Annotated in this window: 13 protein-coding genes; 11 read left to right on the top strand and 2 right to left on the bottom strand. The window is 42.0% G+C overall.

Translation table 11 applies throughout. The features are described 5' to 3' along the window. Positions 1-196: 196 nt before the first annotated feature. Positions 197-1000, bottom strand: a complete 804-nt coding sequence (locus K5Q34_RS04325; protein WP_029171894.1) for a peptidylprolyl isomerase — start codon at positions 998-1000, stop codon at positions 197-199. A gap of 143 nt (positions 1001-1143) precedes the next feature. On the opposite strand from K5Q34_RS04325, the gene K5Q34_RS04320 reads away from it, so the two are divergent. From K5Q34_RS04320 to K5Q34_RS04275, 10 genes are all read left to right on the top strand, one after another. Then, a complete protein-coding gene (locus K5Q34_RS04320) occupies positions 1144-1497 on the top strand; it encodes a DUF2500 domain-containing protein (protein WP_205028649.1) in 354 nt (117 codons plus the stop codon). 84 nt (positions 1498-1581) lie between these two features. After that, complete coding sequence (locus tag K5Q34_RS04315) at positions 1582-1959, top strand: VOC family protein (RefSeq protein WP_024407510.1); 378 nt, start codon at positions 1582-1584, stop codon at positions 1957-1959. Continuing rightward, positions 1960-2499 (top strand): hypothetical protein, encoded by a 540-nt coding sequence (locus tag K5Q34_RS04310; RefSeq protein WP_105121810.1) that lies wholly within the window; start codon positions 1960-1962, stop codon positions 2497-2499. A gap of 104 nt (positions 2500-2603) precedes the next feature. After that, positions 2604-3590 carry a LacI family DNA-binding transcriptional regulator gene (locus K5Q34_RS04305; RefSeq protein WP_205028650.1) on the top strand — a complete coding sequence of 329 codons (987 nt, stop codon included), beginning with the start codon at positions 2604-2606 and terminating at the stop codon, positions 3588-3590. 157 nt (positions 3591-3747) lie between these two features. Continuing rightward, positions 3748-4668, top strand: coding sequence for a sugar ABC transporter permease (locus K5Q34_RS04300; protein WP_221864566.1), 921 nt, complete (start codon positions 3748-3750; stop codon positions 4666-4668). 9 nt (positions 4669-4677) lie between these two features. Continuing rightward, complete coding sequence (locus K5Q34_RS04295) at positions 4678-5565, top strand: carbohydrate ABC transporter permease (protein ID WP_023369721.1); 888 nt, start codon at positions 4678-4680, stop codon at positions 5563-5565. Between the two features lie 151 nt (positions 5566-5716). Then, complete coding sequence (locus K5Q34_RS04290; RefSeq protein ID WP_208546685.1) at positions 5717-7327, top strand: ABC transporter substrate-binding protein; 1611 nt, start codon at positions 5717-5719, stop codon at positions 7325-7327. A gap of 18 nt (positions 7328-7345) precedes the next feature. After that, positions 7346-8704, top strand: coding sequence for a glycoside hydrolase family 32 protein (locus tag K5Q34_RS04285; protein WP_221864565.1), 1359 nt, complete (start codon positions 7346-7348; stop codon positions 8702-8704). A 125-nt stretch (positions 8705-8829) separates the two neighbouring features. Further along, positions 8830-11193 carry a DNA translocase FtsK gene (locus K5Q34_RS04280; protein WP_221864564.1) on the top strand — a complete coding sequence of 788 codons (2364 nt, stop codon included), beginning with the start codon at positions 8830-8832 and terminating at the stop codon, positions 11191-11193. Beyond that, a complete protein-coding gene (locus K5Q34_RS04275; protein ID WP_009910215.1) occupies positions 11193-11579 on the top strand; it encodes a VOC family protein in 387 nt (128 codons plus the stop codon). The genes K5Q34_RS04280 and K5Q34_RS04275 overlap by 1 nt, the downstream gene beginning before the upstream one ends. Positions 11580-11946: 367 nt before the next feature. Here K5Q34_RS04275 and K5Q34_RS04270 read toward each other — a convergent pair whose 3' ends face one another. Beyond that, complete coding sequence (locus tag K5Q34_RS04270) at positions 11947-12315, bottom strand: DUF3397 domain-containing protein (protein ID WP_105115022.1); 369 nt, start codon at positions 12313-12315, stop codon at positions 11947-11949. 154 nt (positions 12316-12469) lie between these two features. On the opposite strand from K5Q34_RS04270, the gene rplK reads away from it, so the two are divergent. Then, a complete protein-coding gene (gene rplK, locus K5Q34_RS04265) occupies positions 12470-12895 on the top strand; it encodes a 50S ribosomal protein L11 (RefSeq protein WP_002935890.1) in 426 nt (141 codons plus the stop codon). The last annotated feature ends 23 nt before the right edge of the window (positions 12896-12918 follow it).

Below are 12918 nucleotides of genomic sequence, written 5' to 3'. Positions count from 1 at the left end.
TATAATCTCCAATTTATGTCTTTCGTCTTCCTTTTGTTACTTAGGGATGATTGTTTTCTTCTTTCCGAATACCGATAATTTTTCTTTATAGAGTAAGAGTAAGCTGAAAGACCCTAGCAAACAGTAACTGGCTTTCACGTGATAAAAGAAACAGAGTGCCTACTCTCCGACAGGAGGTGGGCACTCTGTTTCTTTTTTAAAAGGTGTAATCTTTCAGAATTTCAATAGACTCAATTTTTACATCTGTTTTAGGTTTATCGCTATCATCTGTTTCGACGGAAGCGATTTTATCTACGATGTCCATCCCTTCGATGACTTGACCAAATACGGTATGCTTGCCATCTAAGTTTGGGTTGCCTCCGTTTTTATAAGCATCGATGATTTTACCAGGATAGCTAGAACTAGAAAGTTGGCTAGACATGTCTGTTGTATTTTGATTGATGAAAAACTGACTTCCATTTGTTCCTGCACCAGCATTTGCCATAGAAAGTGAGCCACGAATGTTATAAAGGAAAGCTGAAATCTCGTCTTTAAAACCATTTCCAGCATCGATAGTAGTATCTTTTCCGGCCCAGATAGACTCTCCACCAGTACCATTTCCAAGAGGATCGCCACCTTGAATCATGAAATCTTTAATGACACGATGGAAAATCGTTCCATTATAGTATCCTTCCTTGGCATGGGTCAGAAAGTTTTCCACAGTTAGTGGAGCTTGCTCGGGGAAGAGTTTTATAGTGATGTCGCCTTCGGTTGTTTTTATTTTAACAGCAGCCTCATTTTCACCAATTTCATTGGAAAGTTGGGGGAATGTAGCTTTAGGATTGTTAATGGCGTATGCCAAATCTTTGGCATATTGGCTAGAAGCAGTTGTATCAGCTGTCGTAGTCGAGCTTGAACTAGAGCTAGATGCTGTAGAAGATGAGCTATTAGCTGTCGAGTTGTTTGTGCAGGCAGTTAGCAAGATGCTCGAAGCTAGAGCAAGAGCTAGTATTTTTTTCATAGAAAATCCTTTCTTGTCTGGTTCAAAATTATGCTCATTCTACCATGAAATATGGATTTTTTCAATTTTTATCTAGTATAAAAAGTGTATCCAATTCAACAATATGATATACTATATTTACAAATGCAAAAAGGAGAATAATGATGTTTGAGAACTTGTTTGCCCCAGATGGAAGCCTAGTATGGCATATGGTCCTTTTCTACAGTTTTTCTGCAATCATATTAGCGACGGTTTGTTTCCATATTATTAAAAATTTTATGGAATGGCACCATAACAATCAGGCCCCAAAAGAATCCTACAGGGCCAAGCTTGTCTCAAAACGAACTCATGTTTTTGGTAACGAAGTAGCACGAACCAATTATTATGTAACGTTTGAATGGGAGGGAAGACGGCAGGAGTTCCGTGTACGCTCAGACGAGTATGCCCTCTTGGCAGAGGGAGATGTAGGCAGCCTGCATTTTCAGGGGACACGTTTCCTAGGTTTTGAACGGCTCTAAGAGTCGTTTTTCTTTTGAAAATATCCCTACCTAGTGTATAATGGTCTGAACAGATATTCGTACAACACAAAAGAGGTATTTAAAATGATTCAATCAATCGGACAGGTTATGCTGTATGTCAATAATCCTGAAGCAGCCGCAAAATTCTGGAATGAAAAAGTTGGCTTTGAGCGTGTAGAACGCCAAGAACAAGGTCCGCAAGTTTCTTATGTTATCGCGCCAAAAGTAGATAGCGATGTTCAATTTGTTCTTCATGATAAGGCAGCAGTTGCTGAAATGCATCCAGAGATGTTTCTTGGTATCCCATCCATCTTGATGGCATCTGCAGATGTTGAAAAAACCTACCAAGAATTTATCGAACGCGGTGTCAATGCCAACCCAGTTATGGATCTTGGATTTATGAAAACTTTCAACTTTAGCGACGAAGAAGGCAACTATTACGCAGTACAAGAGGTAAAATAAATGTCAATTCAGAATCGGATTGAAGAAATGTACAAAGACCATGAGGTCAAGCCCTATATTTCCCCTGAACGTGACCTGGCAGCCTGGCTTTTGGAGGCCAAGCCCGTTCCCAAACGCAATATGATTCGGCTAGAAGAAGGTCTGCTGGCAGGGGACATTATCCTCCTCTGGCGTGTCAATTTTGGTACCTTTACAACTACGACGCCCTATTCCAAGTATTTTGAGTACATCTACGGCATCAATGGCCCTGCCCACATGGAAAAGTTGTTGGCGGATGGCTATGTTTATTTAGAGTCAGCCTTTGATTCGCTGGACCACATCACCTCCACTGCCAAGAAGAATATCCTCAAGGCAGAAGGCGTGACCGGTCTTTCCAAGATGAAGGCGGCCGACCTAGACACTGCCCTCAAGGACCACTTGACAGAAGAAAAACTAGCTCCCTACTTTGCTGTCCGTGGCTATGCCCTGACGGAAAAAGGCAGAGCTGCTCTGGATAATCACCCAGAAGTCATTGACAAACACCCAAAGAAGAAGATGTAGACTGGCAAGGCTGGTCTATTTTTTCTTGACAGAAAACGTTATCAATGGTATTCTAATATAAAATATTGAAACGTTTCAAAAAACGAAATAGAAAGGAGCAAACTATGGAAGAGCAAAAATCAATTACTATGAAAGATGTAGCAAGACTAGCTGGTGTCAGTGTTGGAACGGTTTCTCGAGTTATTAATAAGGAGCCTGGTATTAAGGAAAGCACACTTGAAAAAGTTCAGGCTGCCATTCAGGAATTAAATTACATCCCAGATGTTTATGCACGTGGGATGAAAAAGAACAGGACGGAAACCATTGCCTTGATTATTCCAACAGTCTGGCATCCATTTTTTGGAGAGTTTGCTTACCATGTCGAAGTGGCCCTGAGCAAGAAGAACTACAAGCTCTTGCTCTGCAATATCTCAGGACCCAAGCGGGAACTAGACTACCTAACTATGCTCCAGCAAAATAAGGTGGACGGCATCATTGCCATCACCTACAGTCCAATCGAGGATTACTTATCTTCTAACATCCCATTCGTCAGTATCGACCGCACCTATGAAAACAAGGCTATCCCTTGTGTCAGCTCGGACAACCAAGCTGGTGCGGAACTGGCAGCGGATACCTTGATTGCAAAAGGAGGTCGCCATTTTGCCTTTATCGGCGGGCACAATAAAACAATCAATGAAACCAAGAAGCGCAGATTGTACTTTGAAAAACGGATTGTAGAGGCAGGTTTTCCTTGTCAGGTCTTGGACTTGGAAGAGCCATATGATGACTTTGTCGATCAAGTCGAAGCCTTTTTGCTTAAAAATCCACAGGTTGACGCCATTTTCACCATCAATGATTTTGTAGCCCTAGATACTCTTGCTGTCTTGGAAAAACTGGGACGACGGGTTCCAGAAGATGTGCAGGTGATCGGCTATGACGGAATTCAGTTGGCAAGTGAACGTTCTTTAGAACTTTCCACCATTCGACAACCTTTGGAGGCTATGGCCCAGGAAGCCGTTGCCTGTCTAATTGATATTATTGAGAAAAGAGAGCGCCCCCTACAAGTCACTCTACCGATTTCCTATCTTGAAGGAAAAACTACAAAAAATTAAAAATAGGGATTGACAGAAAACGGTTACAATGATAAAATAAAATCATCAATAAACAGTTGGTTTTATTTTTACAAGAAAAATGAAACGTTTCAAAAAAAGAGGTTCACATCCTCTTTCTAAAATCAATAAATTTGAAACGTTTCAAAAAGGAGTTCTTATGAAAACATCAAAACTGCAACAAGCTGGGCTCTTGGATCGAATCAAGCAACAGAAATTCTTGTTACTGATGTTACTACCAGGCTTGGTCTTGACTTTCATCTTCCGTTACATCCCCATGTACGGGGTCTTGATTGCCTTTAAAGATTATAATCCTTTAAAAGGGGTGATTGGTAGTGAGTGGATTGGGTTTGAAGAGTTTACCAAGTTTCTTTCTTCTCCCAATTTCGGCACCTTACTTGCCAACACCTTGAAATTGAGTGTCTACGGTCTACTATTAGGATTTTTCCCACCCATTATTTTGGCAATTATGCTCAACCAACTATTGAGTGATAAGGCTAAAAAACGGATTCAGTTGGTGCTGTATGCTCCAAACTTTATCTCAGTCGTTGTTATCGTTGGTATGATTTTCCTCTTCTTCTCAGTAGGAGGACCAGTCAACTCAATCCTTAGTCTATTTGGTATTGAGGCCAACTTCCTGACAGACCCAGACTTCTTCAGACCGCTCTATATCTTAAGTGGTATCTGGCAGGGAATGGGCTGGGCATCAACGCTCTACACAGCTACCTTGGTCAATGTTGATCCAGCCTTGATTGAAGCGGCTAAACTAGACGGTGCCAACATCTTCCAACGAATCTGGCACATTGACTTGCCTGCACTGAAACCAGTCATGGTCATTCAATTTATCCTGGCAGCTGGGGGCATCATGAACGTTGGCTATGAAAAAGCCTTTCTGATGCAGACCTCCCTCAACCTAACCAGCTCTGAAATTATTTCAACCTATGTCTATAAAATCGGTTTGGTGTCAGGTGACTACTCTTATTCAACAGCGGTTGGTTTGTTCAATGCCTTTATCAATATTATCCTGCTGATTGCAGTCAATAAGATTGTCCAACGCATCAACGACGGACAAGGCTTATAGGAGGTTCGTATGAATACACAAATGTACACAAAATTTGACAAGCGAATGCTGATTGTCAATAAAATCTTGCTGGCATTTCTTGTTCTCATAACAGTTGTGCCCATGGTCTACATCCTAGTAGCTTCCTTCATGGACCCACAGGCCTTGGTCAGCAAGGGAATTAGCTTTGATCCAAAGGACTGGACAGTAGAAGGCTACCAACGGGTATTTTCAGATAAGTCTATCCTACGTGGATTTTTCAACTCCCTCTTTTATTCTTTCTCCTTTGCCTTTGTGACTGTAGCCATTTCGGTCATGACTGCCTATCCCCTTTCTAAGAAGGATTTGGTCGGGAAAAAATGGATCAATGCCTTCCTCGTCTTCACTATGTTCTTTGGTGGTGGCCTTGTTCCGACCTATCTCTTGGTCAAAGATTTGGGAATGTTGAACACCGTTTGGGCCATTATTATCCCTGGTGCAGTCAATGTGTGGAATATCATCTTGGCACGAACTTATTTCCAAGGCTTACCAGATGAGTTGGTAGAGGCAGCGGTAATGGACGGGGCCAATGAATTTCAGATTTTCTGGAAAATCATGATCCCGCTGGCAAAACCGATTATGTTTGTCCTCTTCCTCTATGCCTTTGTCGGTCAATGGAATTCTTACTTCGATGCCATGATTTACATTAAGGATCCAGACTTGGAACCACTCCAACTCGTGCTACGGAAAATCCTCATTCAAAGTGAGCCTGCTAAGGACATGATTGGGGCCCAGGCTGCTATGAATGAAATGAAACGAATCGCAGAAATGATCAAGTATGCGACTATTGTCATCTCTAGCTTGCCACTCATTGTCATGTATCCATTCTTCCAGAAATACTTTGATAAGGGTATTATGGCTGGTTCATTAAAAGGTTAATAATACTCTTCGAAAATCAAAATCAGACGTTGTTGACTTGATTTGATGAACTTCAGTTCTATCTGCATCAGCGTCGCCTAGTCTGTTTTTGATTTTCATTGAGTATAAGTATCAATTATTTTTAAGAAAACAAAATAGGAGGTTGTTTCTGATGAAACACAAATTTGGAAAAACAGTTGTTACGCTTCTTGCAAGTACCGTTTTATTGGCTGCTTGTGGTTCAAAAAATACCGCATCAAGCCCTGATTATGAATTAAAGGATGTTCAGTTCCCTTTGGAAAAATCAGTTACGCTTAAGTTTATGACTGCAAGTTCGCCCTTAGCTCCAGCAGATCCGAATGAAAAATTAATTTTCAAGCGATTAGAAGAGGAAACAGGCGTTCATATTGACTGGACAAATTATCAGTCAGACTTTGGTGAAAAACGGAACTTAGATATTGCTTCAGGTGATTTGCCAGATGCTATTCATAATGACGGGGCTTCTGATGTGGAATTGATGAACTGGGCGAAGCAAGGGGTTATCGTACCAGTTGAAGACTTGATTGATGAGCATATGCCAAACCTCAAGAAAATTCTTGATGAGAACCCAGAATACCGTTCAATGATTACGGCTCCAGACGGACATATCTACTCATTCCCATGGATTGAAGAGTTAGGTGAAGGTAAGGAATCAATTCACACCGTTAACGATATCGCTTGGATTAACAAAGAGTGGTTGAACAAACTCGGTCTTGAAATGCCAAAAACAACGGACGACTTGATTAAGGTCCTTGAAGCCTTCAAGACCAAGGATCCAAACGGAAACGGCAAGGCGGATGAAATTCCAATGGGCTTCATCAATGGTGGAGGAAATGAGGACTTCAAAATTCTTTTTGGTGCATTCGGTGTCGGTGATAATGATGACCACTTAGTTGTCAGCAATGACGGAACTGTTGACTTCACAGCGGACAATGAAGACTACAAAGAAGGTGTTGAATTTATGCGTACCCTTCAAGAAAAAGGTCTTCTAGATCCTGAAGCGTTCGAACAAGATTGGAACACTTACATCTCTAAAGGAAGTGAAAATCTCTACGGTGTTTACTTTACTTGGGATAAGGCAAATGTGACAGGAATGAACGATACCTATGACATCTTGCCAGTCTTGGCAGGTCCTGATGGAACCAAGCACATCACTCGTACAAACGGTATGGGCTTCCAACGTGACCGCATGGTCATCACATCAGCTAATAAAAACTTGGAATTGACAGCCAAGTGGATTGATGCCCAATACGCTCCGCTCCAATCTGTCCAAAACAACTGGGGTACTTATGGAGATGAGACACAGCAAAATATCTTTGAACTTGACACAGCAACTAATAGCCTCAAACACCTACCATTGAACGGTACTGCTCCAGGCGAATTGCGTCAGAAGACAGAAGTTGGTGGACCGCTTGCTATTCTTGATGAATACTACGGTACAGTGACCACCATGCCAGATGATGCCAAATGGCGTTTGGATTTGATGCACGCTACTTATCTTGACTATGTGACAAATGACGATATCTACCCTCGTGTCTTCATGGAACAAGAAGATTTGGATAAGATTGCTCAAGTTGAAGCAGATATGAACGACTTCATCTACCGCAAACGTGCAGAATGGATTGTGAACGGCGGCATTGAAGAAGAATGGGATAGCTATTTGAAAGAATTGGAAAGCTACGGTCTGTCTGACTGGTTAGCTATCAAGCAAAAATACTACGATCAATACAAAGAAAATCAGTAATCAAAAAGGAGGCTGCCTGTGAAAACAGTTGAAAAAGCCAATGCATATATTCAAGCAGAAAAAGTAACCCTTGATCCGACTTTTAGACCAGAACGTCACTTCGTTCCAGAAATTGGCTGGATCAATGACCCAAATGGATTTGTCTATTTCAAAGGAGAATACCACCTCTTTTATCAATTCAATCCCTATGAAAGTGTTTGGGGACCAATGCATTGGGGCCACGCCAAAAGTAAGGACTTGGTCAACTGGGAACATCTCCCAGTTGCCCTGGCTCCAGACAAGGACTACGATAAGGATGGCTGTTTCTCGGGCTCTGCTATTGTAAAATACGATACCCTCTGGCTCATGTACACGGGCAACATCGTCAATGAAGATGGCTCTGTCAGACAGGTGCAGAACATGGCCTATTCGACAGACGGGATTCATTTTGAAAAAATCGCTCAGAACCCTGTCGCAACGGAGGAACTTCTACCAGAAGAAGTCATCGCCAATGACTTCCGTGATCCAAAGATTTTCGAGAAAGATGGTCGCTATTACTCCGTTGTAGCGACCAAGCATAAAGACGGTGTCGGCTGTATTGTCCTACTAGGATCTGACGATTTGCTGGACTGGCAATTTGAGTCTATCTTCTTAAAAGGCCAAGCCCACCAAGGTCACGTTTGGGAATGTCCTGATTACTTTGAAGTAGATGGTCAAGAATACCTGATTGTTTCGCCGATGCGCTATCAAAAAGAAGACAATGACTTTGTCAATATCAATTCCAATATCTTTGTGACGGGTCATGTGGACTGGGACAAGAAAGTCTTTGAGGCAGATTCTTTTAAGGAAATCGACCATGGGCATGATTTCTATGCAGCTCAAACGACTGAAGGTCCAGAAGGGGAACGTGTCATGATTGCCTGGATGCATACATGGGGACGTCCGCTTGTAACCAATGACTTGGGACATAAGTGGTATGGTCAAATGACCCTACCTCGTCTACTTAAGCAAGGTGAGAATGGACTCAGACAGGTCTTGCCAGCAAGTATCTTGAACAGCTTTGACGACATGGAGATTGGTCAAGTTATTCAAGGACCAAGTAAGCTCTCCCTCAAACTGGACGATAGTCTAGACTTGAAACTTGGAACTGACCAAGACTATCTTCAATTTGGCTATGATAGAGCCAAACAAGAAGTCTACATTGACCGCAGCTCTCTCAAGATCCAGCAAGCTGGTGAAGAGGAATGGTCAACCGTTCGACGAGCGGTCACGGTTCAAGCAACAGAGCTAGAGGTCTTGGTTGACACCAACTGTTTGGAAATCTTTATTAACGATGGTCAAGAAACCCTGACATCGACCTTCTACGTAGAAGGTCAGATTATTCTAAACGCTCTATAATATTATTTGCCCTCTTAAATTATTCTTTCACTCCAAGAGAAACCCTGTATTTGCAGGGTTTTTTCTATCATGAAAATTCTTCCCAATTATGATAAAATAAAGAGATTGAGAAAGTTGAGGTATCTATGAGAAAGACAAGTAAAAAAGGAAAGGCTACGAGGCGACCAACCAAGGCAGAATTAGCACAGCAAGAACGTGTTAAAAATATCACCCTTCGAGTATTGGGGCTGTTATTCATTGCCTTTGCAGCCAGTCGCCTAGGTGTGTTTGGAGTGACCAGCTACAATATTTTCCGGCTATTATTTGGTAGTCTGGCCTATCTATTATTGGCAGGTGCATTTATCTACCTTCTTATTCCCAAAGTCTTACGCGAAAGAGAAGGGACCATATCGGGCTTCTGGCTAATTGTTATCGGGTTATTAATTGAATTTCAGGCTTATTTAGACTGGACCTATCAAGGGAGTGACCTATTCGGTCATACTCTAAAATTGGCCTTGTCAGACCTAGCTAAGTTTCAGGTAACAGCATTTCTAGGCGGAGGGATGATTGGAAGTATCTTCTATCTGCCAGTCTCCTTCCTCTTTGCAAATGTCGGTTCCTTCTTCATCGGTCTTCTAGTGATAGCATTTGGTATCTTTTTTGTAAGCCCATGGTCTGTTTATGATGTTGCCGATGGCTTGGCGGTTGCCAAAGATAAGTTGGCGGAGACGCAGGTAAAAAGAGCAGAGCTTCGAACACAGAAAAAAGCAGAACGAGAAGAAAAACGTCAGCAAGAATTAGCTCGTCTAGAAGAGGAACGCCTTCGTCTAGAGGAAGAGTCAGCTCGGGCTTTGGCGCTGGTAGATAGACATGTCGATTTAGAAACGGGTGAAATCCTAGAAGAAGAGCCTGTTCAAGTACCGATTATTTCAGAATATGACCACTTAGACATAGAAGATGAATTTCCTATTATGTTGGCAGAAGATGACCAACCAGCACCATCAAACTCGGCAAGCCAGGATTCTGAACCAAATGAATTTGAGAAGGACGAGATAGATATGCAGATTGATTTCAAGCCTAAGCAGAGACTAGCATATAAACTTCCGTCCATAGACTTATTTGCTCCTATAAAAGCTAAGAGTCAGTCCAATGAAAAACGGATTGTTCGCCAGAATATTAAAGTTTTAGAAGACACCTTTGCCAGTTTTGGAATCAAGGTGGTGGTTGAGCGTGCTGAGATTGGACCATCGGTAACCAAGTATGAAGTCAAACCAGCAGTCGGCGTCCGAGTCAATCGGATTTCTAACCTAGCTGATGACTTGGCTCTAGCTCTTGCGGCTAAAGATGTCCGTATTGAAGCTCCTATCCCAGGAAAATCTCTGGTCGGTATTGAAGTTCCAAACTCCGAAGTGGCTACAGTACCTTTCCGTGAGCTCTGGGAACAATCTAAAACAGACCCAGACAAGCTTCTGGAAATTCCTCTCGGTAAGGCTGTAAATGGCTCCGTCCGTTCCTTTAACCTAGCACGTATGCCCCATCTATTGGTGGCTGGTTCAACTGGTTCAGGGAAGTCTGTTGCTGTCAACGGTATCATCTCTTCAATTCTCATGAAAGCTGGTCCAGACCAAGTTAAGTTCATGATGATTGACCCCAAAATGGTCGAATTATCGGTCTATAATGATATTCCCCACCTATTGATTCCCGTTGTGACCAACCCACGCAAGGCTGCTCGAGCTCTTCAAAAAGTAGTGGATGAAATGGAGAAACGCTATGAGTTGTTTAGCCAAATTGGTGTCCGAAACTTAGAAGGTTATAATGCGAAGGTCGAAGAATTTAATAGCCGTTCAGAAGAAAAACAGATTCCACTTCCTCTCATTGTGGTCATCGTAGATGAGTTGGCAGACTTGATGATGGTAGCCAGCAAGGAAGTGGAAGATGCCATTATTCGCTTGGGACAGAAGGCTCGTGCAGCAGGTATCCACATGATTCTTGCCACCCAGCGACCATCTGTTGATGTTATTTCAGGTTTGATTAAAGCCAATGTACCATCTCGTATCGCCTTTGCCGTATCAAGCGGTACAGACAGTCGGACGATTCTAGATGAAAACGGTGCTGAAAAACTCTTGGGCCGCGGTGACATGCTCTTTAAACCGATTGATGAAAACCATCCAGTCCGCTTGCAAGGTTCCTTTATATCTGATGATGATGTAGAAGCAATAGTTGGCTTTATCAAGGATCAGGCAGATGCAGATTATGATGAATCCTTTGATCCTGGTGAAGTGGCAGAAGGTGATGGCGATGCAGGTTTTGGTGATGCTGGAGGAGATCCACTTTTCAACGAAGCACGTGCCTTGGTAGTTGAGACACAAAAAGCCAGCGCCTCTATGATTCAACGACGCTTGTCTGTTGGTTTTAACAGGGCAACACGCCTCATGGAAGAGCTAGAAGCAGCGGGTGTCATTGGTCCAGCTGAAGGAACAAAACCTAGAAAGGTATTGGAAACACAATAATGAAATTTGATGCAGTTCATCATATTGCAATTATCGGTAGTGACTATGACAAAACAAGAGAATTTTATGTTGAAAAACTAGGCTTTGAACAGGTGGATGAACATATTCGCCCAGAAAAAAATGATATTCTCTTCAATGTCAAAAAAGGCAATCTAATCTTGGAAATCTTCATCAAACCAGATGCACCAATGCGTCCGGCCATGCCCAATCCTGAACATACAGGTCTGCGCCATCTAGCCTTCCAGGTTGCAGATGTGGAAGCCTGTCTGGAAGAGTTTGACCGTCTGGACATCCGACATGAAGTCCTGCGAACAGATGATTTTGATGGTAAAAAAATGGCCTTCTTCTTTGATCCAGATGGCCTCCCTCTAGAAATTCATGAATAAGTCCATCTTTTCATGTCCAGAGAGGACTATCAATATGACAACTAATTAATACTCTTAGAAAATCAAAATCATACGCTGTTGACTTGATTTGATGAACGTCAGTTCTATCTATAGTCATTTGAATTAACTTTGATACATCGTCACTTTCGGCTTGCCGTACTCTGCAGAAGTGACTTGCTTTGCAAGTTATATCTCCAACCTAGCACAGCCACTAGGCTGTGCTAGCAACCTGCACCTCAGTTCCTTGTCTGAAAGCTAATTCATTCGACTATACATCTACGTCGCCTTGTATGATTTAGTATAAAAAGAATCCCCGCTGCGCCTGCAATGGGGATTTATTATGCCATCTATGAAAGGATGGATGATTTTAGGATTTTATAGTGAAGACCGCAATAACCAAAGCTAGATACATCAAAAAGGTCAAGATAAAACTAGCTCGCCAGAAAACCTTGAAGAAACGGCGATATAAAAAATTCTTTTTCTTTAAAAGGAAGAAACCACAAAGACCAATCGCTAGTAGTGAGAGGGCTAGGACAAGCTGAGGCAGTAGACTGTTATAGTAGGCCTTGTCCGAAATCAGATAAAATTCAATTGCATAGAGAGGAAAGGCAATGTCCGCAAAGTTCCATCCTCGGTTTTGCAACCTAAAAAACTTGACAGCAATTATCGAAATGGCCAAGGTTAGAAAGATAAATAGAAAGGCTACTATTTTTAAAAATATAATCGATTCAAACATACATTCATTCTATAAAAAATGTGAAAAAAAGTAAACCTAAAGCTTGCATTTCTTTGAAATTCGTGTATAATGAAAAGGTATGTGTAAAACACATATTTGTGGGAGGTAAAAATCTTTAATTACCGCCAAAACCACAATAGGAGGATTTTATATCATGGCTAAAAAAGTCGAAAAACTCGTAAAACTTCAAATTCCTGCAGGTAAAGCTACTCCAGCTCCACCAGTCGGACCAGCACTTGGTCAAGCAGGTATCAACATCATGGGATTCACAAAAGAGTTTAACGCTCGTACAGCTGACCAAGCTGGCATGATCATCCCAGTAGTTATCTCTGTGTATGAAGATAAATCATTCACTTTCATCACTAAAACACCACCAGCTGCTGTTCTTTTGAAAAAAGCTGCAGGTGTTGAAAAAGGTTCAGGTACACCAAACAAAACTAAAGTTGCAACAGTTACTCGTGCACAAGTACAAGAAATTGCTGAAACTAAAATGCCTGACTTGAACGCTGCATCTCTTGAAGCTGCAATGCGTATGATCGAAGGTACTGCTCGTTCTATGGGATTCACTGTTACTGACTAAGTAGCACCCAAGATTATCTGATT

Origin of the sequence: Streptococcus sp. 2018110 (genome assembly GCF_019754115.1) — a bacterium.
Taxonomy (GTDB): domain Bacteria; phylum Bacillota; class Bacilli; order Lactobacillales; family Streptococcaceae; genus Streptococcus; species Streptococcus hashimotonensis.
The sequence above is the reverse complement of the archived record's forward strand: the minus strand, read 5'-3'. Positions and strand labels throughout refer to the sequence as shown.

Bases quoted from the DNA above. Each gene is read 5' to 3' on its own strand.
- K5Q34_RS04290 (WP_208546685.1), top strand. From the start codon at position 5,717: ATGAAACACAAATTTGGAAAAACAGTTGTTACGCTTCTTGCAAGTACC.
- K5Q34_RS04320 (WP_205028649.1), top strand. From the start codon at position 1,144: ATGTTTGAGAACTTGTTTGCCCCAGATGGAAGCCTAGTATGGCATATG.
- K5Q34_RS04315 (WP_024407510.1), top strand. From the start codon at position 1,582: ATGATTCAATCAATCGGACAGGTTATGCTGTATGTCAATAATCCTGAA.
- K5Q34_RS04270 (WP_105115022.1), bottom strand. From the start codon at position 12,315: ATGTTTGAATCGATTATATTTTTAAAAATAGTAGCCTTTCTATTTATC.
- K5Q34_RS04280 (WP_221864564.1), top strand. From the start codon at position 8,830: ATGAGAAAGACAAGTAAAAAAGGAAAGGCTACGAGGCGACCAACCAAG.
- K5Q34_RS04310 (WP_105121810.1), top strand. From the start codon at position 1,960: ATGTCAATTCAGAATCGGATTGAAGAAATGTACAAAGACCATGAGGTC.
- K5Q34_RS04275 (WP_009910215.1), top strand. From the start codon at position 11,193: ATGAAATTTGATGCAGTTCATCATATTGCAATTATCGGTAGTGACTAT.
- K5Q34_RS04295 (WP_023369721.1), top strand. From the start codon at position 4,678: ATGAATACACAAATGTACACAAAATTTGACAAGCGAATGCTGATTGTC.
- K5Q34_RS04305 (WP_205028650.1), top strand. From the start codon at position 2,604: ATGGAAGAGCAAAAATCAATTACTATGAAAGATGTAGCAAGACTAGCT.
- K5Q34_RS04300 (WP_221864566.1), top strand. From the start codon at position 3,748: ATGAAAACATCAAAACTGCAACAAGCTGGGCTCTTGGATCGAATCAAG.
- rplK (WP_002935890.1), top strand. From the start codon at position 12,470: ATGGCTAAAAAAGTCGAAAAACTCGTAAAACTTCAAATTCCTGCAGGT.
- K5Q34_RS04325 (WP_029171894.1), bottom strand. From the start codon at position 1,000: ATGAAAAAAATACTAGCTCTTGCTCTAGCTTCGAGCATCTTGCTAACT.